We start from the raw sequence: 23,011 nt of genomic DNA, 5'->3' as shown, positions 1-23,011 counted from the left end.
AATTACTTCTTCGCAGCGTCGGCAGCGGCGTCGGTCTTCTCGGCAGCGGCCTTGGCGGCGTCGGCCGTGGCGGCAGCAGCGTCGGCGGCGCCGGCGGCGGCGGTCGCAGCGGCGTCGGCCGTGGCGGCAGCAGCGTCGGTGGCGGCAGCGGCGGCGTCGGCCGGAGCGGCAGCGGCGTCGGCCGGAGCGGCGGCGTCGGCGGCCGGGGCGGCAGCGGCGTCGGTGGCGGCAGCGGCGTCAGCCGGAGCAGCGGCGGCGTCGGTGGCAGCGGCGTCGGCGGCCGGAGCTTCTTCGGTCTTGTTGCAGGCCGACAGAGCGAGGACGCCGGCGGCGAGGAGGACGTAAAGCTTCTTGTTCATGCTTTTCTCCAAAGGAGTTGTCTGAAGGGATTTGCGGGTCAGGCAACGCCAGTGCGCGTGGCAGTCCGGCCAGAAGCCGGCATGTGTTCGTTCACTGACTTACGGTCGGCGCCTGTCGGCGCCATGAAGGAAGCCGCTCGGAAACTGCGGCTCCCCCATTGTAGCAACCAATTCAGCGAAATGAAGCCCGGCTGAATCGGTCGGCGGATCTCGCTTACTTCTTGGCCGCTTCGCCAGCGTCCTTGGCGGCGTCGGCAGCGGTCTTCGCGGCGTCGGCAGCGTCGGCGGCCTTCTCGGCGGCGTCGGCGGCGGCTTCGCCCATCGCGGTGCTGCCGGCAGCGGCGGCTTCGGCCGACTTCTGGGCAGCGGCGTCGGCGGCGGCGGCGGCGCTTTCGGCGGCGGCCTGGGCCGCGTCGGCAGCGGCGGTGTCGCCGGTGGCGGCAGCCTGGTCGGCCGACTGGCTGGCGTCGGTGGCGGCCTGGTTGGCGTCGGCGGCGGCGTCGGCAGCCTGTTCCTTGTTCGAGCAGGCGGCCAGGGTCAAGCCGATGGCGAGGGCGATCAGAGCCTTGTTCAGGGACATGTGAGGAGACCTCGTGTGCGGTGTTCGGTGGGACGGAGGAAACGCCGTGGGCGTCTGGTGCTCATGATGACAAGCCCGGGCCGGGTGTCAAGCGGGCGTGGCCGGTTTTGGCCGGTTCCTCCGTTACACCCCCTTATGGCAGCTCCACCGCGATGGCGGTCGCTTCGCCGCCACCGATGCACAGCGAGGCCACGCCGCGCTTGCCGCCGGTGGCGCGCAGTGCCGCGATCAGCGTCACCACCAGGCGCGCACCGCTCGCACCGATCGGATGACCGAGCGCGCATGCGCCGCCGCGCACGTTGAGTTTTTCGTGCGGGATGCCGAGGTCTTTCATCGGTGCCATCGCCACGCATGCGAACGCTTCGTTGACTTCGAACAGATCGACGTCTTCCACGCGCCAGCCCGCTTTTTCCAGCACATTCTGCATCGCCTTCACCGGTGCGGTGGTGAACCATTCCGGCGCCTGTGCGTGCGTCGCATGCGCGACGATGCGCGCGAGCGGCTGCAGGCCGCGACGCTGCGCTTCGTCCGACGACATCACGATCGTCGCCGCCGCGCCGTCCGAGATCTTCGACGACGACGCGGCGGTGAGCACGCCGTCCTTGCCGAACGCGGCGCGCAGGGTGGGGATCTTCGCGACGTCGATCTTGGCGGGCTCCTCGTCGGTGTCGACCACCGATTCACCCTTCCTCGTCACCACTGTAACCGAGGTGATTTCGTCCCGGAAAGCGCCCTCGGCGATGGCCTTCTTGGCGCGTTCGGCGCTTTCGGCCGAGAACGCGTCGACCGCGGCGCGGTCCAGGCCGTAGCTGGCGCAGGTGGCGTCGCCGAAGACGCCCATGGCCTGCTTGTCGTACGGGTTGGTCAGGCCGTCCCACGCCATGTGGTCGAGCAGCTCGCCGCTGCCGTAGCGGATGCCGGTGCGCGAGCCGTTGAGCAGGTGCGGGGCATTGGTCATCGACTCCATGCCGCCGGCGACGACGACCGAGGCCGAGCCGGCCTTGATCAGGTCGTGGGCCAGCATGATCGCCTTCATGCCCGAGCCGCACACCTTGTTAATAGTGGTGCACCCGGCCGAGGTCGGGATCTTCGCGGCCAGCGCGGCCTGGCGGGCCGGCGCCTGGCCGAGGCCGGCGGGCAGCACGCAGCCCATGATCACCTCGTCGACCTGGTCGGCGGCGAGGCCGGCCTGCCCGAGGGCGCCGGCGATGGCGGCCGCGCCGAGCGTGGGGGTGGGGACGCCGGTGAACTGGCCGAGGAAAGACCCGATGGCGGTGCGCTTGGCACCGACGATGACGATGTCGGACATGGGTAGGGCTCCGTGGCGGTCGCGCAGCCCCGCTGCGCGGACGAGAGAGGCCGGCGCCGCGGGTGCGGGCCGGAACCTCCGGATTATGCGACTCGTGCTGCACTGCCGCAAATCCGGCGTCCGGCCGATGCCGGAACCTCCGGCGCGGCGTCGACGGCTTGTCCGTGGCGGGGCGGTGAGGTGTCATGGCGCCGGGCAGGGACTTGCGGAGCGAGGCGATGGGCGGCGGATCGGGATGGACGGTGGCCCTGCAGTGGGGGTTGTGGTGGGTCGCCATGGTCGTGGTGATGGGGTGGCTCGGGCGCAGCCGCACGGCAGGTGCGGTCACGCTCGCGCCCGGCGAACTGCGTCTGCCGCGCAGCCTGGCCATCCTCGGCGCGGTCTTCACGGGCTGCTTCCTCGCGATGCTGGTGTTGTCGTACGTCTACGCGAACGGGACGGAGGGGCCCTTCACCGACCTGGTGTTCGGCGGGTTCGCGCTGCTGGCGCTGCCGATGGTGCTGGACTACCGGTTCGCGCGGCATGTCGTCGACGATGCGGGGCTGTCGTACTGGACGTGGCTGGGTGGCGGGCGCCGGCACATGCGCTGGGACCGGGTGCGCGAGGTGCGCTATGCGCCGGGGATGAAGTGGTTCCGGGTGCGCGATGCCGACGGCCGCACCGCGCGGATCTCCGCGATGATGCGCGGCCTGCCGGCGTTCGCGATGCAGGTGCTGGCGCACGCGCCGGATGCCGTGGCCGATCCCTTCACACAGGGGATGCTCGAAGCCACCGCCGCGGGATCGCCGCCGCCGGTCTGGTGACGGCGCGCGGCGGCGTGGTCAGTCCTCGCGCCGCAGGTCGGTTTCGCGCGGACTGTGGAAGTGGCGCTTGAACGGCACTTCGCCTTCGGGCGGGGCGCCGAGTTCGCGGGCGTAGCGGTGGCCGGCATACACGGCGTGCGCGATCAGGCCCGGCGCCAGCGCGTCGCCGATGCAGCGCACGTCGCGGACGCCGGCATCGGCCCAGTCGGACTCGCGGGCGAGCAGGGCGTGATGCAGCGCGTCGTCGGGCAGGCGCGAGGTGACGACGACCATCGACGCGCAGGGCAGGACGTGTTCGCGTTCGTTCCACACGTGGCGCAGGCGCAGCGCACCGGGCGCGAAGTCGACGACTTCGTGCGCGGTCACCGGTTCGATGCCCAGTTCGGCCATGCGCCACTGGATGTGCCGGTAGTCGAGCGTGTTCGCGCTCCATGAGGCGATGGTGTCGTCGGGCGTGACGTGGAAGACCTCGCGACCGGCCTTGCGCAGCAGTTCGGCCAGCACGCTGCCGAGGTAGAAGCCGTCGTCGTCGTAGATCGCGACCGGGCCTTCGGGCAGGGTGCCGTCCATGAGGTCGTCCGGCGTGAACACCGCCGGGTGGTCGACGAAACCCGGGATCGCTTCGCCGTGGGTGCGACCGTAGCCGTCGCGACGCCAGCGCGCGCCGGTGGCGATGACGACGTGCTCCGCGCCGAAATCGAGCACGTCCTGCGCCGTCAGCGGCGAGTCGAGGTACATCGCGACGTTCTGCATGCGCCTGATCTGCCCGAGGCGCCAGTCGCGCACGCGCGCCCACTCGGCGAGCCCGGGCAGGCGCGCCTCGCGGGTGACGCGGCCGCCGAGTTCGCGCCGGGCGTCGGCGAGGTGTACTTCGCAGCCGCGCTGGCCGAGCGCGCGCGCGGCTTCCAGTCCGGCGGGACCGCCGCCGATCACCAGCACCTTCGTGGTCGATGGCGCCGGCGCGATCCGTTCCGGATGCCAGCCCTTGCGCCATTCCTCGCCCATCGTCGGATTCTGGGTGCAGCGGATCGGCGTGATCGTCATGTCGCCGCTGACGCACAGGTTGCAGCCGATGCATTCGCGGATGTCGTCGATCCGGCCTTCCTCGATCTTCTTCGGCAGGAACGGATCCGCGATCGACGGCCGCGCGGCGCCGATGATGTCGATCACGCCGCGGCGGATCTGCGAGACCATGGTGTCCGGCGAAGTGAAGCGGCCGACGCCGACCACGGGCTTCGTCGTGCTTTTCTTCACGAAGTCGATGAAGGGTTCCTGCGCGCCCTCGCGCGCGAAGCGCGACGGCACCGAATCGTTGTACCAGGCGGCGACGTTGACGTCCCACAGGTCGGGCAGTTCGGCCAGCATGCCGACGATGTCCTGCGCTTCCGCGCGCTCGATGCCGCCGGGGCCGAGCAGTTCCTCGGTCGCGAACCGCAGCGCCACGCCGCAGCGATGGCCGACGGCGTCCTTCGTGTCCTCCAGCACTTCGCGCAGCAGGCGCACGCGGTTCTCCAGCGAGCCGCCGTATTCGTCGGTGCGGTGGTTGCGGCGGCGCTGCAGGAAATGCATCGCCAGCGACAGGTCGTGGCCGGCGTAGACGTAGATGATGTCCATGCCGGCGCGCATGCCGCGCAGCGCGGCTTCGCGATGCCAGCGGCGGTAGTGTGCGATGTCCTGTTTGTCCATCGCCCGCGCCTGCGCCGGATAACCGTATTTCGACGGCTGGTGCGACGGCGCGATCAGCACCTCGCGCGAATAGAGGTTCGACGCCGTCGGGCCGTTGTGGGTGAGTTCGACCGCGGCGAGCGCGCCGTGCGCGTGGACCTTGTCGCACATCAGCGCGAGCGCGGGGATGTCGCGGTCGTCCCACAGCCGCGCTTCGACGTACGGCGACACGTCGCCGGATGGGTGGATCTCGCACTCCTCGGTCGCGATCACCGCCCAGCCGCCTTCGGCCTTCATCTCGCGCATCGCCGCATGCGCCAGCGGCATGCCGTGGCCCATGCCGTTGCAGTGCGGCACCTGGAAGAAGCGGTTCTTCGCGGTGACCGGGCCGATGCGAACGGGCGTGAAGAGGATGTCGTGGCGAGGGTCGCGCATGGCAATTCCCGGTGGCTGCGGCGATCAGGGCAGGCGGCTATGATGCCGCATCCGATGCTTGGTCCGCCCGCCGGCGGCCCGGAGTCCGCATGGCGCTGCATCAGATCGTCTACAGCAGTCGCCAGGTTTTCCCGTTCGAGGGACTCGGCCTCGTGTCGCTGCTGGCGGAGGCCCGCGCGCACAACGCCCGCCACGGGATCACCGGCGTCCTGCTGCACGCCAACGGCATGTTCGTGCAATGCCTGGAAGGTCCGTCGGCCGCGGTGGCCGCGCTCTACGAACGGATCGTCCACGATCCCCGGCATGCCGACGTCGTGCTGCTGCAATCGGTCCCGCTGTCGCAGCGCCATTTCGGCGACGGATGGATGGGCTGTGCCCGGGTCGAGGATTTCGATGCGCTGGCCCGCGTCCGGGCGACGTGGTGTGACGCGCTGGACCGACTCGATCGCGACGACGTGCTCAGCCCCGGCTTCGTGCTGATGCAGTCGATCTGGGCCCGTTACGTGGCGGCCGGCCTGACCGACCTGGCGTGATGCCGGCGCCGTTCCGACCGTTCGTCCGGGGTGAATGTCCTCTTCGTTCGTGCGATTGACGGCGTCGATTCCGGTTGCCTACGCTTGCCTCGCGACCGCGCTCCGGTGCGGCCGCCTCTGCCATGGAACGGGCGGTGTCGTGCCCGGCCATGATGGCGTCGCATGGGGGGAGTCGCCGCAGGGAAGCGGGCCGCGCAAGCGGCCCATCCAGACTCGATCAAGGGAGAGATTGACCGTGAATCGTTCACCCCGCTTGTCCGCGCTCGCGCTCGCGCTCGCGAGCGCGTCGGCCCTGTGTGCGCTCGGTGCGCAGGCCGCCACTCGCACCGACCTCCATGCGCTCGACGCCCGCGATGTCGTCCAGCGCAATGCCGCCCTCGCCAAGGGCGCCGCCACCGACACCGTCCACACCCGCCACGAACGCGCGCTCGGCCTCGACGCCGATTCGCGGCTCGTCCTGCTCGACCGCAAGTCGACCCTCGGCGTACGCAACCACCGCTACCGGCAGACCTTCCGCGGCCTTCCCGTGTTCGGCGAAGGCATCGTCGTGTCCGAAGACGCCGCCGGCAATGTCCGCACGCTGTTCGGGCAGAAGCTCGACGGCCTCGCCGCGCAGATCCCCGCCGGCCGGCCGCGGCTTGCCGCCAATCGCGCACTGTCGATCGCCAAGAGCGCCGGCCTCGGCAACCGCGTCGGCTTCATGCGCACCCGCGACGAGACCGCGCCGCTGATGATCTACGTCGACGACGCCGGCCGCGCACGCAAGGCCTACGTCGTCACCTACTTCGCCGACAGCGCCCGCGGCGGCTCGCCGATGCGGCCCACCGTCATCGTCGACGCCGACAACGGTCGCGTGCTGAAGCAGTGGAACGCGCTCGAAACCGTGCTCATCGGCACCGGCCCGGGCGGCAACGCCAAGATCGGCCAGTACGAATACGGCACGAACTACGGCTACCTGGATGTCGCGCAGTCGGGCACGACCTGCACGATGAACAACGCCAACGTGAAGACGGTGAACCTCAACGGCGGCACGACCGGCAGCACGGCCTTCGCCTATACCTGCCCGCGCAACACCGTGAAGGTGATCAACGGCGCGTACTCGCCGCTCAACGACGCCCACTACTTCGGCAGCGTCGTCTACAACATGTACAACGCCTACATCGGCAAGCCGCCGTTGACGTTCCAGCTGACGATGCGGGTGCACTACAGCACGAACTACGAGAACGCGTTCTGGGACGGCTCGTCGATGACCTTCGGCGACGGCGCCAGCACGTTCTATCCGCTGGTCAGTCTGGACGTGTCGTCGCACGAGGTCTCGCACGGTTTCACCTCGCAGAACTCGAACCTGACGTACTCCGGCCAGTCGGGCGGCATCAACGAGGCGTACTCCGACATCGCCGGCGAAGCGGCCGAGTACTACATGCGCGGCAGCAACGACTTCAAGGTCGGCTACGACATCTTCAAGGGCAGCGGCGCGCTGCGCTACATGTACAACCCGCCGCTGGACGGCGCTTCGATCGACAACACCGCGAGCTACTACGACGGGCTGGACGTGCACTACAGCTCGGGCGTGTACAACAAGGCGTTCTACCTGCTGGCGACGAAGCCGGGCTGGAACACGCGCAACGCGTTCCAGGTGTTCGCGCGCGCGAACGACCTCTACTGGACCGCGAGCACGAACTTCAACCAGGGCGTGTGCGGCGTGCAGACCGCGGCGCAGGACTACGGCTACAGCGTCGCCGACGTGACCGCCGCATTCGCGACGGTCGGTGCGAACTGCAACGGCGTCACCAAGGTGTTCGAGCAGACCGACGTCAGCGGCAAGGTCACGATCGCCGTGTTCGAACGCTATGCCGATACGGCGGCCGCGCATTACACCGACTTCGCGGTGGCGGTGCCGGCGGATTACGTCGTGATCGGCGGCGGCGCGGAAGGCAAGGAAGCCCCGCAGGGCAACCTGTTGACGGCGTCGTATCCGAACAGCGGCCTCACCGCGTGGCTGGCGTCGAGCAAGGACCACAAGAACAGTGATCCCGTCCGCCTGCGTGCCTGGGCGATCGGCCTGAAGGTGTCCGGCCTCACCGCGGCGCAGGTGCGCAGCTACGTCAACGTTTCCACCGCGACCAGCGCGCTGGCGGCGCATCCGGACGTGACCGCGACGTTGCCCGCCGGCTACGCGCTCGTCGGCGGCGGCATCAAGGTGAACTGGACCGGCGCGGGCAATCTCGCCACGGCCTCCGCGCCATCGGGCGCCAGCGGTTGGCGCGTGCGTTCGAAGGATCAGATCGATTCGTCGCCGGCCACGGCCACGGCCTACGCGATCGGGTTCCCGACCAGCATCGCCGGCATCGGCACGTTCGCGTCCACGGTGAACTCGGCGCTGTCCGGCGTCGCCCAGCATCCGACCACCACGGCCACGCTGACCAGCGGTTATGCGCTGACCGGCTGCGGTGCGTACACCAACTGGACGACGCAGGGCAGCCTGCTGTGGAAGATCAAGCCGCAGAGCCCGGGCGCGTGCAACGTGGCGTCGAAGGACCACGTCAATGGCGAGGCCACGTCGATCTACGGCTACGCCATTGGCCTGCGCGGGTTCTGATCCACCAACGCATCGATGCATCGATGCATGACCGCTCCCGCCCGGTTCGCCGGGCGGGAGTTTCGCTTGCTTCGTCTCCACAGGACCGGCACGCTTCCGGCTTCCATACGACGCCGCAGGCCCGCATGAACGCCCCGAATCCCTACCGCGCCCCCGAATCCCGGATCGCCACCTCGGTCGATGGTGACATCGAAGCCGTCGCCGCCGGCCAGAAGCTGGTCATCTACGCGATCCTCGTCTACTTCCTCGCCGCCGCTGCACGCGTTGCCATCGGTCCGCTCGCGTTCGTCGGCGCCTTCGTCGCACTGGGCCTCGCGCTGGTGGGCATCGTCCGCCTGGGCACGGGCATGGGCGACTCGACCGCCATCAAGGTCCTCTGCATCGTGCTGATGTTCATTCCCCTGGTGGGGCTGATCATGCTGCTGGTGCTGAACTCCCGCGCCACCAACCGCCTGCGCGCGGCCGGCTATCGCGTGGGTTTCCTGGGGGCCAGCCGCTGAATTCGGCGTCGGTTCCGCTGCTGATGGGCGCCGCGATCACCGCCGCGCTGGCGGGTGTGCATGCGTGGCGTGCCGCGCTCGAACGTGCCTCGCGCCACTGGCCGACCGTCGAAGGCCTGGTCGTGGACGCGCATTTCGGCGAAACCGAGTGGTACGAGGACGGGGACGAGGGCACGACGTGGTCGGCCCATCTGCGCTACCAGTACTTCGTGAAAGGGCAACGCTACCTGTCGAGTCGTTTCACCTGGCGATCGACACGCGGGCTGCCGCAGCGGGAAGCCTATGCGTTGCTGCAGGGGCTGCGTCGCGGGATGGCGGTGATCGTGCACTACGATCCGCGGCGCCCGGGCCGGGCCGTCGTGTTTCCCGGCGTCGACGGGCAGGACGGCTGGTATCCCCGCAGCCTGATCGCGGTCTCCGTCGCCCTGTTGATCGCGGCCTTCGCGGGCTGAAGATCCGCCCGGAAACCCGCGGCGTCAGCGTCCCAGCCAGAGCGCCACGACCGCGGCGATCGCGTACCAGGCGAGATCCGTGGGCTGGTTGGCGAGCAGCAGCAGCGTGCGCACGAAATCCGGGCCGATGCGCTGCAGGGATTCGGTCATCGGCAGGCCCATGGGCCCGCCCATCTGCGCAGCGGCGATGCACCAGTTCGCGATGACGACGGTGGCGGCGGTCGCGGCGAGATTGCCCAGCGCGCGCGGCAGGCCCGGCGCGGCGCGGCCGATGCGCAGCAGCAGCGCGATGTCGGCGGCGGCGAGCACGGCCATCCACGCGCACTGGCGATCGACGATCACCGCGACGAGGGTCCAGACCGAGGCCATGCCGAGGACGCCGAGCACGGCGAACAGGACCGGGGCGAAGACGCGGCCCTGCGGTGCGCCGGGAGCGGGAGAGGGGAGTGGGGACGACATCCGCCAAGGGTAGCGGAGCGGGCCGTCGCTGGCGATGACCGTCGCGGTCATCCCGCGACGGTGCAGGCCGGAACGCGACGGGGACCCGCACGGGTCCCCGTCGTCGCACGCATCAGAACTTCGCGTGCAGGGTCACGCCGTAGCTGCGGTCGGCGCCCGCGATCACGGTCGGGATGCCGAACAGGATGCCGGTGTTGCCGGCGTCGGTCAGGTACTTGCGGTTGGTGAGGTTGTTGCCCCACACGCCGAGGTCCCAGTGGTTGCCGAAGCGCCAGCCGGCGCGCAGGCCGAACAGGCCGTAGGCGTCCTGCTCGATGCCCGGCTGGTTCTCGTCCTCGAAGTACACGTGCGAGCGCCAGCTGTAGTTCGGGCGCAGGTACAGGCTGTCGCCGCCCTGCAGCGGGATCGTCCAGTCCACGCCCAGCGAGACCGACTGCTTCGGCGTCATGCGGAACTGGTTGCCGGCGAGCTCCTGCGGCGTGCCGTCCTCGTCGAAGCCGTTGAAGCCACCCTCGATGCAGCCGTAGTTCACCCAGCCGTTGAGGTTGTCGGTGAGCTTGGCGAACAGCGAGGCCTCGAGGCCCACCGCATGCGCCTTGCCGGCGTTCTTGGTGACGAAGAACGGCGGCGGCGTCGCGTTCTGCACCGAGGCCTGGAAGTCGTTGTAGTCGTAGTAGAACAGCGACAGGTCATAGAGGAAGCGGCCGTTGGCCGCGTTGCCCTTCATGCCCACCTCGTAGCTCCACACGATCTCGGCCGGCACCTCGTCCTTGCCCTGGTCGCTGACGTTGATCATGGTGGGGCGACGGCCGCGCGCGACGCTGGCGTACGTGTTGAGGTTGTCGTTGACCTTCCAGCCCAGCACCGCGCGGCCCAGCCAGGAGGTGGTGGTGCCGTTGTCGCTGAGGCGGCCGCCCGTGGCCGGGAACAGGAAGTTCGTGCAGACCGCCGTCGGCGCGCACGCCGGCGTGCCGCGTGCGGACAGCAGGTAGCCCAGGCCGGAGCCGTTGCCCTGCGCCGCAAAATAGCCGTATTCGAAGGAGTCGTGCGAGCCGCGCAGGCCCAGCGTCAGCGACCACGCATCGTTGAACTGCCAGGTACCGTCGGCGAACAGGTCGATCGAACGGATGTCGACGTCGTTGCCGAAGGTCTCGATGTGGTTCGGATTCAGCGGCACCTGCGGGAAACCGGCCGGGTTCGAGCCGCTCGGCGGCACCGTGCCCGGGGCCGGCAGCCAGATGGCGCTGGTCGACGTGTTCGGCGTCAGGTTCGGGTTGAGTACCGACAGGATCGGGTAGTAGTAGTTGGCCAGCGCGCTGCCCAGCAGCGGGGTCAGGTTGCCGTTGATCTGCGGCGTCAGCAGCGCGTACAGCTGGCGCTCGTCGGTCTGGTAGGTCAGGTCGCGGTTCGAGGTTTCCTTGAAGAACGAGCCGCCGACGAAGCCGGTGAACTTGCCGCCGTTGTCGAAGTTGAAGCGCAGTTCCTGGCTGAACTGGTGGCCCCAGGCGTGTTCGTCGAACTCGATCAGATCGGCCTGCGAGCCGTCGGAATCGAACTTGTCGATGCCGTCGTAGCGGCGCCAGCCGGTGATGCTCGACAGCGTCCAGTTGTCGCTGATGCGGAAGTCGCCGAGCAGGGTGGCGCCGTACACCTCGCGGTCGGTGCCGAGTTCGTTGCCGCGCTGCGAGTTGGCGACCAGCGGGTCGAGGCTGCCGCGCGTGTTCGGGATGACCTGGCTGCGGAAGGCGGTGCCCGGCGGCGTGTCCTTCTGGTAGTTCAGGATCAGGTCGAAGCCGCCGGTCTCGCCGACGCCGAAGTGCAGCGAGCCGCGGATCGCGCGGGTGTCCTTGCCCTGCAGCGTGCCGCCGTCGAGGTTCTCGACGAAGCCGTCGCGGGTCTCGTAGAACGCCGCGATGCGGCCCTGCACGTTGTCGCCGAGGTCGGTGTTGTAGAAGCCGGTGAAGCGGCGCTGCGCGTCGCTGCCCAGGCCCACGTCGAAGCCGGACGAGGTGCCGGTGCGGGCCTTGTTCTGGATCAGGTGGATGGCGCCGGTCTCGGCGGCGCGGCCGAACAGCGTGCCCTGCGGGCCGCGCAGCACTTCCACGCGCTGCATGTCGAACATCTCGACCGACGAGCCGCGGGCGCGGCTGATCGACACGCCGTCCTGGAACACCGAGATGCGCGGCTCCTGGGTCGGGTCGTCGAGGTCGGCGGTGATGCCGCGGATCGAGATGCTCGGGTTGCTGACGCTCTGGGTCTGCACTTCCAGGCCCGGCACCAGCGTGCCGAGGTCACCGTAGTCCTGGATGCCCTGCGCCTGCAGGAAGTCGCCGGAGTAGGCGTTGATCGAGATCGGCACGTCCTCGATCTGCTGCTCGCGCTTCTGCGCGGTGACGGTGATGCGGTCCAGCTCGCTGGGGGCAGCGCCGTCCGGCGGCGTCTGCTGGGCGAAGGCGGGCAGGGCGGTGGCGGCGATCGCGGTCAGCAGGGCCAGCGACAGGCTGTCGCGGCGCAGGGCGCGGCTCGACGCATGGGTCGACGCGTGGATCTTGGGCAACATGCGGAACACTCTCCATGAGGAGTTCGGAAGACACGGTGCCGGACCTCCCCCGCCCGGACACCGCCGGCCCGGGCCGGCGACAGTGCGTCCTTTATACCGCACGGGCATGACTGCTTGCCGCTCCGGTACAATGCCGGTCCGATCCGCTCCCCGGTCGCCGCGGCCCTCTCCGCGGCCTGCGCACCGTGTATTCCCGCAGCAGCGAACCCGTCCGATTCGAACGCGATTGCGATGCCGTCCTGGTGCCGCAGGGCGAAGCCGTGACCCTGCCCGCCGGCAGCATGGGCTACATCACCCAGGCGCTGGGCGGCAGCTGGACGGTGTTCGTCGAAGGCAACCTGCTGCGGATCGCCGGCAAGGACGCCGACGCCATCGGCAAGGAGCCGCCGGCGCCGATCGAGCTGCCCGACGACGCCTCCGACGAGGCGGTCGAAACCCTGGTCTGGAGCCTGCTCCGCACCTGTTTCGACCCGGAAATCCCGATCAACATCGTCGAACTGGGGCTGGTCTACGAAGCGACGGTTGCGCGCCGCGAGGACGGCGCCCGGCGCATCGGCATCCGGATGACGCTCACCGCCCCGGCCTGCGGCATGGGCGAGGTGCTGGTCGACGACGTCCGCGACAAGCTCGAACGCATTCCGACGGTCGCGGAGGTCGATGTCGAACTGGTGTTCGACCCGCCGTGGAACCGCAGCATGATGTCCGAGGCGGCCCGGCTCGAGACCGGCATGCTCTGACCGTTCCGCGGCAGCCCGCCGGGCCCGCGGCGCTTTTCCTCCTTCCGAGAATCTTCCGCGCCCCCGCTTGCGGTGTCGCGCGCGGGCGTGTACGCGTGTGCGTGCGCTGCCCGCGCGGGAGCGCGCCCGCGCGCTTGTCCGGGCGCGTGGACGCATGCGCCGGCACATGCGCCGGCACGCGCGAGGCGTTTCGCGCAGTGCCGTGTTGTGGCGCGCAAGAGGCCCGGATCCATGCGGAACCGACGGGTCCGGATTTGTGTGAAATCGATCTCAGAGGCGCGCGGACGGCGTCGCTTTTCGTTCAACGGCCTTTGCGGTCGGACGCAATTCCCGAGGGTACGGCCGGGGGGATGTTGACGGCCGAGGCGTGCTCCGCTTAGCGTCGGTTCAGCCGCCGGTGCGTCCAGCCGGACGGCCCCCCCGATACGACCGCACCGCTCCGATCCGCCTCCGGCGTTCGGAACGGTCTTCGACGTGCCGGGTGCTGCAGCGTCCCCCCGCCGCTCCGTGCGGCGAACCAAAAAACCAAACATCACATCAAGTCCAGGGAGAGATTGTGAATCGTCATCATCAGTTGAGCGTGTTGGCCGGCGCGACCGCGTTGGCTCTGATGTCCATGGGTGCCTCCGCCGCTTCCCGTGGCGACCTGCACCGCGAGGACATGGTCCAGATCAAGCTCGCGAACGCGGCCATCGCCGCTTCGGGTGCCGCCGATACCGCCCACACCCGTCACGAGCGCGCCCTCGGCCTGGACGCCGATTCGCGCCTGTTCCTGATCGACCGCCAGACCAGCAACGGCGTCAAGAACACCCGTTACCTGCAGACCTTCCGCGGCATCCCGGTGTACGGCGAGCACGTGGTGGTCAGCGAAGACACCGCCGGCAACGTCCGCACCCTGTTCGGCCAGAAGGTCACCGACCTTGCCAGCCAGATCCCGGCCGGCGGCGTGCGCCTCAACGCCAACAGCGCGCTGCAGATCGCCAAGGGCGCCGCCCTCGGCAACCGTCTGGGCTTCATGCGCACCAGCGGCGAGAAGTCGCAGCTGATGATCTACGTCGATGACGCCGGCCGCGCCACCAAGGCCTACGTCGTGTCGTACTTCGCCGACACCGCCAACATGGGCTCGCCGACCCGTCCGACGGTCATCGTCGACGCCAACACCGGTCGCGTGCTGAAGAAGCTCGAGAACCTGCAGACCGCCCTCGTCGGCACGGGCCCTGGCGGCAACGCCAAGACCGGCCAGTACGAGTGGGGTTCGGGCGGCAAGTACGGCTTCATGGACGTGACCCAGTCGGGCACCACGTGCACCATGAACAACACCAGCGTGAAGGGCGTGAACCTCAACGGCGGCACGACCAGCACGACTGCCTACGCCTACACCTGCCCGCGCAACACCTTCAAGACCATCAACGGTGCCTACTCGCCGATCAACGACGCCTTCCAGTTCGGCGGCGTGATCACGAAGATGTACCCGGCGTGGACCGGCTACAACGCCCTGAGCTTCCAGCTCGTGATGCGCGTGCACTACAGCACCAGCTACGAGAACGCGTTCTGGAACGGCTCGAACATGTCGTTCGGTGACGGCGCCAGCACGTTCTACCCGCTGGTCAACGCCGACGTCTCGGGCCACGAAGTCTCGCACGGCTTCACCGAGCAGCACTCGAACCTGACCTACTCGGGCCAGTCGGGCGGCATGAACGAGGCCTTCTCCGACATGGGCGGCGAAGCGACGGAAGCCTACTGGAAGGGCACGAACGACTTCCTCGTGGGCGCCGAGATCTACAAGACGGGCACCGCGCTGCGCTACATGTGCACCCCGACCTCGGACGGCCGCTCGATCGACAACGCCGCGAACTACACCAGCGGCCTCGACGTGCACTACAGCTCGGGCGTCTACAACAAGGCGTTCTGCACCCTGGCCAAGAAGACCGGCTGGAGCACGCAGAAGGCGTTCCAGGTGTTCGCCCGCGCGAACGCCGCGTACTGGACCGCCAGCTCGACGTTCAACCAGGGCGCGTGCGGCGTGGAAACGGCTGCCACCGACCTGGGCTACACCAAGGCCGACGTGACCGCCGCTTTCACCGCGGTGGGCGTGAGCTGCGCCGGCGGCGGCGGTGGCACCGGCACCGTGGTGCTGAACGTCAATCTGCCGGCGGTCGCCACCGGTGGCGTGTCGTCGAACTACACCTACACCATCCCGAGCGGCACGACCAAGCTGGTCGTGGCGATCTCCGGTGGTACCGGTGACGCCGACCTGTATGTCCGTGCCGGCGCTGCGCCGACCACGACGACCTACACCTGCCGTCCGTACCTCAGTGGCAACGCCGAGACCTGCACCATCAACAGCCCGGTTGCCGGCACGACGTACTACATGAACGTCCGCGCCTACAGCGCCTTCTCGGGCGTCAACCTGAAGGCCACGAAGACCCCGTAAGGTCCGCGTGCGCCAACGTCGCGGCGATGTCTGCCGCGACGTGCTGTTCCGAAAAGCCCCGGCCTCGTGCCGGGGCTTTTTTCTTCGCGTGCATTCGTCGCGCGCTTGCCTCCGTCTCGCACGCCGCCCTGCATCCGCGTCATGTATCCGTGTCTTGCGGATGTCGTGCGTTGTCGCGACGACGTGCGTGCGCCGGCGTAGACCGGACATCGACATCGATCGGCATCCGTTGAAGGACGGAGATGTGTGCAGACGTGAACATCGCGACGGCTCGAATGGGATGCGCGTCGCCTTTTGCATGTCCCGATCCGATCGGCGATTGACACGGAAGGGCAACCGGAGGACAACGCACGTGCAACCAGCGGCGTGCTCACGAGGATCGACACGCCGATGGAAGCCCCGTCGTTCAACAGGGGGGGCTTTTGCGAACGGCGTCGTGCGGAGGATCCGCACCCAGGCCGGTCATCTGCGGATGTGGCAACCAGGAAGGCCGCATGCCGGCACGGGCGAATCCATCGCGATCCCGTGATCCCACCATCCAACTTGACTCAACACGTTTCAGGGAGAGAAATCGTGAATCAGTACCGTCATCTGAACGTTCTGGCCGCCGCGACCGCGCTGGCCCTCGTCGCCACTGCGGCTTCCGCCGCGGAACGCAGCGATCTCAACCGCGCCGATGTCGCCCGCATCGCGCAGGCGAATGCGTCGATCGCCAAGGCCGGCCTGGCCGATACCGCGCACAGCCGCCACGAGCGGGCGCTGGGCCTGGACGCCGACTCGAAGCTGTACCTGCTCTCGCGCAAGGACAGCCTCGGCGTGCACAGCACCCGCTACCAGCAGACCTTCCGCGGCCTGCCGATCTTCGGCGAACAGGTCGTCGTGAACGAGGACGCCAGCGGCAACATCCGCACGCTGTTCGGCCAGAAGGTGTCCGGCCTTGCGTCGGAGATCCCGGCTGGCAAGCCGCGTCTCGGCCCGGCCCTCGCGCTCTCGCTGGGCAAGAGCGCCGGCCTCGGCAATCGCGCCGGCTTCATGCGCACCCGCGACGAGCAGGCGACGCTGTCGATCTACGTCGATGACGCCGGCCGCGCCCGCAAGGCGTACGTGGTGTCGTACTTCGCCGACACCGCCCGCGGCGGTTCGGCCACGCGCCCGACGGTGATCGTCGACGCCCAGACCGGCCGCGTCCTGAAGCAGTGGGAAAACCTGCAGCACGCCCTCATCGGCACGGGCCCCGGCGGCAACACCAAGACCGGCCAGTACGAGTACGGCACCAACTACGGCTTCATGGACGTGACCCAGTCGGGCACCACGTGCACGATGAACAACACCAACGTGAAGACCGTCAACCTCAACGGCGGCACGACGGGCACCACGGCGTTCTCGTACACCTGCCCGCGCAACACGGTGAAGGCGATCAACGGCGCGTTCTCGCCGCTGAACGACGCGCACTACTTCGGCAGCGTCATCTTCAACATGTACAACGCGTACATCGGCCGCGCGCCGCTGACGTTCCAGCTGACGATGCGCGTGCACTACAGCACGAACTACGAAAACGCCTTCTGGGACGGCTCGTCGATGACCTTCGGCGATGGCGCGACGACGTTCTATCCGCTGGTCAGCCTGGACGTGGCCTCGCACGAAGTCTCGCACGGCTTCACCTCGCAGAACTCGAACCTGACGTACTCCGGCCAGTCGGGCGGCATCAACGAAGCCTACTCCGACATCGCCGGCGAGGCTGCCGAGTACTACATGCGGGGCACGAACGACTTCCTGGTCGGCGCGGACATCTTCAAGGCCGCGGGCGCGCTGCGCTACATGGCCAACCCGCCGCAGGACGGCCGTTCGATCGCGCACACGTCGAACTACACCGCGGGCCTCGACGTGCACTACTCGTCGGGCATCTACAACAAGGCGTTCTACAACCTGGCCACCACGGCGGGCTGGAACACGCAGAAGGCCTTCCAGGTCTTCGCCCGCGCGAACGACCTGTACTGGACGGCGAGCACCGACTTCAACCAGGGCGTGTGCGGCGTGCAGACGGCCGCGACCGACCTCGGCTACACCGTCGCCAACGTGACCGCGGCGTTCAACGCCGTCGGCGCGGTGTGCGGTGGCGGTGGTGGCGGCGGCACGGTCATCCAGAACATCACGCTGCCGTCGGTCGCGACCGGTGGCGTGTCGTCGACCTACTCGTACACCATCCCGGCCGGCACGACGCAGCTCGTCGTCGCCATCTCGGGTGGCACGGGTGACGCCGACCTGTACGTCCGCGCCGGCGCTGCGCCGACCACGACGGCCTACACCTGCCGTCCCTACACGGCCAGCAACGCCGAGACCTGCACCATCGCCAACCCGACGGCCGGCACGACGTACTACTGGAACGTGCGCGCCTATGCGGCCTACTCGGGTGTCAACCTGAAGGCCACGAAGACGCCGTGACGGCATGCGACGGATGCCGGGAGCGTTTCCCGGCGTCCGTTCGCCGATGCCTCGACAGCCCCTCGGCCGGTTGCCCGGCCGAGGGGTTTCGTTTTTCGCAGTCCCGGCGCAATCGCCCCCGATCCCGGGGTTCCGCTCGGCGCGAAACCGTGTTGCGGCGCAACGGAAATCGTATTCAGTTCGATCGCGTACGGATTTTTATGTGACGGATGTCGCCATTTTCGGCGTGCGAGTCGCAATTTCTTTGACGATTTGTCCTGAAGCAATCGACGGTTAGCGCAAGAAATCGTCAACAGTTGACGTGCTGCGTCAGTTCCGCTTAGGGTCCATTCAGTCGACCAACAGGGGGTGTCACGGGTCGGCTCCGCCGCATCGCACGTACGCCTGGCCTTCACTGTTGATCGGACCAGGCGTGGGGAAGTGCGTTTCCGGCGGTCGCGTTTCAGCCGCGCAAGCGGCCTTCCATTCACGAATGCGTCAACGGAGAGGAAAGCTGTGAATCGATATCGTCACCTGAATACCCTGGCCGTCGCGACCGCGATGGCGTTGTTCGCCACCGGTGCGTCCGCCGCGAACCGTTCCGACCTCCACCGTGAGGACATGGGCCAGATCAAGCGCGCCAACGCGGCCATCGCCGCTGCGGGCGCCACCGACACCATCCACGCCCGCCATGAGCGCGCCCTCGGCCTGGACGCCGACTCGCGCCTGTTCCTGATCGACCGCAAGACCAGCAACGGCGTGAAGAACACCCGTTACCAGCAGACCTTCCGCGGCATCCCGGTGTTCGGCGAGCACGTGGTGGTCAGCGAAGACACCGCCGGCAACGTCCGCACCCTGTTCGGCCAGAAGGTCACCAACCTCGCCAGCCAGATCCCGGCCGGTGGCGTGCGCCTCAACGCCGCCAGCGCGCTGCAGATCGCCAAGGGCGCCGGCCTCGGCAACCGCATCGGCTTCATGCGCACCAGCAACGAGAAGTCGCAGCTGATGATCTACGTCGACGACGCCGGCCGCGCTTCCAAGGCCTACGTCGTGTCGTACTTCGCCGACACGCCGAACATGGGCTCGCCGTCGCGTCCGACCGTGATCGTCGACGCCCAGACCGGCCGCGTGCTGAAGCAGTGGGACAACCTGCAGCACGCCCTCGTCGGCACGGGCCCTGGCGGCAACACCAAGACCGGCCAGTACGAGTGGGGTTCGGGCGGCGTCTACGGCTTCCTGGACGTGACCCAGTCGGGCACCACGTGCACCATGAACAACACCGCCGTGAAGACCGTGAACCTCAACGGCAGCACGTCGGGTTCGACCGCGTTCTCGTACACCTGCCCGCGCAACACGGTGAAGACGATCAACGGCGCCTTCTCGCCGCTGAACGACGCCCACTACTTCGGCGGCGTGATCCAGAACATGTACAACGCCTGGACCGGCAGCAACGCGCTGACCTTCCAGCTCGTGATGCGCGTGCACTACAGCACCAGCTACGAGAACGCGTTCTGGGACGGCACCCAGATGACCTTCGGTGACGGCGCCAGCACGTTCTTCCCGCTGGTCAACGCCGACGTGTCGGGCCACGAAGTCTCGCACGGTTACACCGAGCAGCATTCGAACCTGACCTACTCGGCGCAGTCGGGCGGCATCAACGAAGCCTTCTCCGACATGGGCGGCGAAGCCACCGAGTACTACTGGAAGGGCACGAACGACTTCCTGGTCGGCGCGGAAATCTTCAAGTCGACGGGTGCGCTGCGCTACATGTGCAACCCGACCCAGGACGGTGCGTCGATCGACAACGCCGCGAACTACACCAGCGGCCTCGACGTGCACTACAGCTCGGGCGTGTACAACAAGGCGTTCTGCCTGCTGGCCAAGACCGCCGGCTGGAGCACCCAGAAGGCCTTCCAGGTCATGGCCCGCGCCAACGCCAACTACTGGACCGCCAGCACCAACTTCAACCAGGGCGCGTGCGGCGTGGAAACGGCTGCCACCGACCTGGGCTACACCAAGGCCGACGTGACCGCCGCCTTCACCGCCGTGGGCGTCAGCTGCGGCGCCGCGCCGCCGCCGCCGCCGCCGCCGGTCGCGCTGACCAAGGGCGTGCCGGTCACCGGCCTGTCCGCCGCCACGGGTGGTTACCTGTACTACACGCTGGCCGTTCCGGCCGGTGCGACCAACCTGACGTTCACCATGTCGGGCGGTACCGGTGACGCCGACATGTACGTGAAGTTCGGTGCCTCGCCGACCGACACGACCTACGACTGCCGTCCGTACGCCTCCGGCAACGCCGAGACCTGCACCTTCGCGGCCCCGTCGACCGGTACGTACTACGTCGCGCTGAAGGGCTATGCCGCGTTCTCGGGCGTCAGCCTGGTCGGCAACTACACAGCCCCGGGCAGCAACACCGCCCCGGTCGCGAACTTCACGTTCACGACCAACGGCCTGACCGCGACGTTCACCGACACCTCCACCGACGCCGAGAACAACATCACCGGCCGCAGCTGGAACTTCGGTGACGGCACCACGTCGACCGCGACCAGCCCGACCAAGACCTACACCGCCGCCGGCACCTACACGGTGACCGAGACGGTGACGGACGCGGGCGGCCTGACCAGCACGAAGTCGGCCTCGGTGACGGTGACGAGCACGAGCTGCGGTGGCACGGTGCTGTGCAGCGGCACGGCCGTGGCCCTGCCGGCGGTCGCCAAGAACGCCTGGTCGTCGTTCTATACGATCACCGTTCCGGCCGGCAAGACCAGCGTGGTGTTCACGATCTCCGGTGGCACCGGTGACGCCGACATGTACGTGCGGATCGGCAGCGCGCCGACCACCACCACGTACAACTGCCGTCCGTACACCGCCGGCAACACCGAGACCTGCACGTTCAACGCGCCGACCGCCGGCACGTACTACGTGGGTGTCCGCGCCTACGCGGCGTACTCGGGCGTCAGCCTGAAGGCGACGATCAGCCCGTAATCCGGGTGCGCGCAAGCGCCGATCGCCACCGGTCCGCGACGGATTCCGTCGCGGCAACCGGACCAGAAGCCCCGGCGTCATGCCGGGGCTTTTTTTGGAAGGGCCGGGGCGCTGCCGCATCTCCGTGACGCGTTGCCCAATCCGACTCATTCACCTCAAGGAACCGAGCCATGAACACGAAACATCTGCTGGCCCTGCTGTGCGCAGGCCTTGCCGCGACCGCGACCGTGCAGGCCGCGCCGCGCCAGGCCGCCCGCGACCACGCCCGTGAAGAAGCCTCCGCCGCGCTCGCGGCAATGCACCTGCGGCACGATCCCACCGCGCCGGTCTACGTCGTCACCTCGCGCGACACCTACCCGCTGATGAAGGACCTCGCGGTCGAGGCCACACCGGCCTTCGACAGCGTCGGCACCGCGCTGATCGTCTCGCGCATCCAGGCGCTGCACCTGGGCACCGTGAGCTCGCGCATCCACACCAAGCAACTGCGCTGCGGCGGCTTCTTCGCCTTCGCCACGCGCGCCGAGGCCGAGGCCTTCATCCGCAAGGACCGCGCGGTGCAGAGCATCCGCAAGGCGGCGATCGCGTACACCATCGACAACCAGACGACGGTCAATCCGTGGCTGCCGCAGGCGTCGACGACCAACATCTACAACACGATCTCGACGCTGTCGGGCTACACCAACCGCTACTACACCAGCACCACCGGCAAGACCTCGGCCGAGTGGATCCGCACCACGTGGCAGGGCCTGGCGGGCACCCGCACCGACGTCACGTCGGAGCTGTTCACCGCCTGCAGCACCTGCTCGACCCAGCCCTCGGTGATCCTGACCATCCAGGGCAACGAGCTGGCGAACGAAGTGGTCGTGCTCGGCGCGCACCTGGATTCGATCAACACCAGCGGCGGCGGCAGCAACACGCAGGTCGCGCCGGGCGCCGACGACGACGCCTCCGGCATCGCGACCCTGACCGAAGTGATCCGCGTCGCGCTGGCCAGCGGCTGGAAGCCGAAGCGCACGGTGAAGTTCATGGGCTATGCGGCCGAGGAAGTCGGCCTGCGCGGCTCGAACGCCATCGCGCAGTCGTTCAGCGCCGCCGGCACGAACGTCGTCGCCGTGCTGCAGCTCGACATGACGAACTACAAGCCGGCCAGCGGCAGCGACATGCGGTTGATCACCGACTACTCGAACGCCAGCCTGCAGACGTTCCTCACCAGCCTGTTCGACACCTACCTGGCACCGACCGGCCTGACCCGCGGCACCTACACCTGCGGCTACGGCTGTTCCGACCACGCCTCGTGGACCAGCGCCGGCTATCCGTCGGGCATGATGTTCGAGGGTGGCTCCAGCAGCTACTTCGCCAACATCCACAGCTCGAGCGACACGCTGGCGAACATGAGCAACTCGGCCGCGAACAGCACCAAGTTCGCGAAGCTGGGCCTGGCGTTCCTGGGCGAAGCGGCGAAGACCACCGGCGGTGGCGGCGGCACCAACACCGCGCCGGTCGCGAACTTCACCTTCACGACCAGCGGCCTGACCGCGACGTTCACCGACACCTCGACCGACGCGCAGGGCAACATCACCAGCCGCAGCTGGAACTTCGGTGACGGCACCACGTCGACCGCGACCAATCCGAGCAAGACCTACACCGCCGCCGGCACCTACACGGTGACCGAGACGGTGACGGACGCGGGCGGCCTGAGCAGCACGAAGTCGGCGTCGGTCACGGTGTCGACGGCGAGCTGCGGCGGCACGGTGCTGTGCAACGGCACGGCCGTGGCCCTGCCGGCGGTCGCCACCAATGCGTGGTCGTCGATCTACACGATCGTCGTGCCCGCCGGGAAGACCAGCGCCGTGTTCACGATCTCCGGCGGGACCGGCGACGCGGACCTGTACGTGCGGCTCGGCAGCGCGCCGACCACCACCGCGTACACCTGCCGTCCGTACACCAGCGGCAATGCCGAGACCTGCACGCTGAACGCGCCGACCGCCGGCACGTACTACGTGGGCGTCCGCGCCTACTCGGCGTACTCGGGCGTCAGCCTGAAGGCGACGATCTCGCCGTAAGCGCATTCCGCACGCACGAAAGCAGACAGCCCCGGCCATGCCGGGGCTGTTTTTTTGCGGAGCCGGTGGGCGAAACGAACGCGGAACGCGCTGCCGAATGCGGAGCGCGCCGCCGCC

The 23,011-nt window shown here is 68.5% G+C and carries 16 protein-coding genes; 10 read left to right on the top strand and 6 right to left on the bottom strand.

The window, feature by feature from the left end; genetic code table 11:
- Positions 1–2: 2 nt before the first annotated feature.
- The 3 genes from ACT53Q_RS12125 to ACT53Q_RS12115 all read right to left on the bottom strand — a co-directional run bounded on the left by ACT53Q_RS12125 (position 3) and on the right by ACT53Q_RS12115 (position 2,248).
- The gene (locus ACT53Q_RS12125) at positions 3–359 is read right to left on the bottom strand and encodes a hypothetical protein (protein WP_476186908.1); all 357 of its coding nucleotides are present in this window, start codon (positions 357–359) and stop codon (positions 3–5) included.
- Between the two features lie 214 nt (positions 360–573).
- Positions 574–939 carry a hypothetical protein gene (locus ACT53Q_RS12120; RefSeq protein WP_476186907.1) on the bottom strand — a complete coding sequence of 122 codons (366 nt, stop codon included), beginning with the start codon at positions 937–939 and terminating at the stop codon, positions 574–576.
- Between the two features lie 133 nt (positions 940–1,072).
- On the bottom strand, positions 1,073–2,248 hold the full coding sequence (locus ACT53Q_RS12115; protein ID WP_476186906.1) for a thiolase family protein: 1,176 nt from the start codon (positions 2,246–2,248) through the stop codon (positions 1,073–1,075).
- 242 nt (positions 2,249–2,490) lie between these two features.
- On the opposite strand from ACT53Q_RS12115, the gene ACT53Q_RS12110 reads away from it, so the two are divergent.
- On the top strand, positions 2,491–3,051 hold the full coding sequence (locus ACT53Q_RS12110; protein WP_476186905.1) for a PH domain-containing protein: 561 nt from the start codon (positions 2,491–2,493) through the stop codon (positions 3,049–3,051).
- An 18-nt stretch (positions 3,052–3,069) separates the two neighbouring features.
- Here ACT53Q_RS12110 and ACT53Q_RS12105 read toward each other — a convergent pair whose 3' ends face one another.
- Complete coding sequence (locus tag ACT53Q_RS12105) at positions 3,070–5,151, bottom strand: oxidoreductase (RefSeq protein ID WP_476186904.1); 2,082 nt, start codon at positions 5,149–5,151, stop codon at positions 3,070–3,072.
- An 89-nt stretch (positions 5,152–5,240) separates the two neighbouring features.
- Here ACT53Q_RS12105 and ACT53Q_RS12100 point away from each other — a divergent pair, with 89 nt between their 5' ends.
- The 4 genes from ACT53Q_RS12100 (at position 5,241) to ACT53Q_RS12085 (ending at position 9,235) form a co-directional block, all read left to right on the top strand.
- On the top strand, positions 5,241–5,684 hold the full coding sequence (locus ACT53Q_RS12100) for a BLUF domain-containing protein (protein ID WP_476186903.1): 444 nt from the start codon (positions 5,241–5,243) through the stop codon (positions 5,682–5,684).
- Between the two features lie 235 nt (positions 5,685–5,919).
- Positions 5,920–8,283, top strand: coding sequence for a M4 family metallopeptidase (locus ACT53Q_RS12095; protein WP_476186902.1), 2,364 nt, complete (start codon positions 5,920–5,922; stop codon positions 8,281–8,283).
- 125 nt (positions 8,284–8,408) lie between these two features.
- Positions 8,409–8,783 (top strand): hypothetical protein, encoded by a 375-nt coding sequence (locus ACT53Q_RS12090; protein WP_476186901.1) that lies wholly within the window; start codon positions 8,409–8,411, stop codon positions 8,781–8,783.
- Between the two features lie 23 nt (positions 8,784–8,806).
- Positions 8,807–9,235, top strand: coding sequence for a DUF3592 domain-containing protein (locus tag ACT53Q_RS12085; RefSeq protein WP_476186900.1), 429 nt, complete (start codon positions 8,807–8,809; stop codon positions 9,233–9,235).
- A 24-nt stretch (positions 9,236–9,259) separates the two neighbouring features.
- On the opposite strand, the gene ACT53Q_RS12080 is transcribed toward ACT53Q_RS12085, so the two are convergent.
- Both ACT53Q_RS12080 and ACT53Q_RS12075 read right to left on the bottom strand, forming a co-directional pair.
- A complete protein-coding gene (locus ACT53Q_RS12080) occupies positions 9,260–9,694 on the bottom strand; it encodes a hypothetical protein (protein WP_476186899.1) in 435 nt (144 codons plus the stop codon).
- 112 nt (positions 9,695–9,806) lie between these two features.
- Entirely contained in the window at positions 9,807–12,254 is a 2,448-nt protein-coding gene (locus ACT53Q_RS12075) for a TonB-dependent receptor (protein WP_476186898.1), read from the bottom strand.
- Positions 12,255–12,439: 185 nt separating this feature from the next.
- On the opposite strand from ACT53Q_RS12075, the gene sufT reads away from it, so the two are divergent.
- From sufT to ACT53Q_RS12050, 5 genes are all read left to right on the top strand, one after another.
- Positions 12,440–12,991: a putative Fe-S cluster assembly protein SufT gene (sufT, locus tag ACT53Q_RS12070; RefSeq protein ID WP_476186897.1), complete on the top strand. Its 552-nt coding sequence runs from the start codon at positions 12,440–12,442 to the stop codon at positions 12,989–12,991.
- Positions 12,992–13,601: 610 nt separating this feature from the next.
- The gene (locus ACT53Q_RS12065; RefSeq protein WP_476186896.1) at positions 13,602–15,425 is read left to right on the top strand and encodes a M4 family metallopeptidase; all 1,824 of its coding nucleotides are present in this window, start codon (positions 13,602–13,604) and stop codon (positions 15,423–15,425) included.
- 573 nt (positions 15,426–15,998) lie between these two features.
- Positions 15,999–17,867: a M4 family metallopeptidase gene (locus tag ACT53Q_RS12060; protein ID WP_476186895.1), complete on the top strand. Its 1,869-nt coding sequence runs from the start codon at positions 15,999–16,001 to the stop codon at positions 17,865–17,867.
- Between the two features lie 600 nt (positions 17,868–18,467).
- A complete protein-coding gene (locus ACT53Q_RS12055; protein WP_476187194.1) occupies positions 18,468–20,831 on the top strand; it encodes a pre-peptidase C-terminal domain-containing protein in 2,364 nt (787 codons plus the stop codon).
- A gap of 170 nt (positions 20,832–21,001) precedes the next feature.
- A complete protein-coding gene (locus ACT53Q_RS12050; RefSeq protein WP_476186894.1) occupies positions 21,002–22,894 on the top strand; it encodes a M20/M25/M40 family metallo-hydrolase in 1,893 nt (630 codons plus the stop codon).
- Positions 22,895–23,011 lie beyond the last annotated feature (117 nt).

This window comes from Lysobacter sp. DMC97 (assembly GCF_056313745.1).
This window is presented reverse-complemented; position numbering and strand designations above follow the sequence as displayed.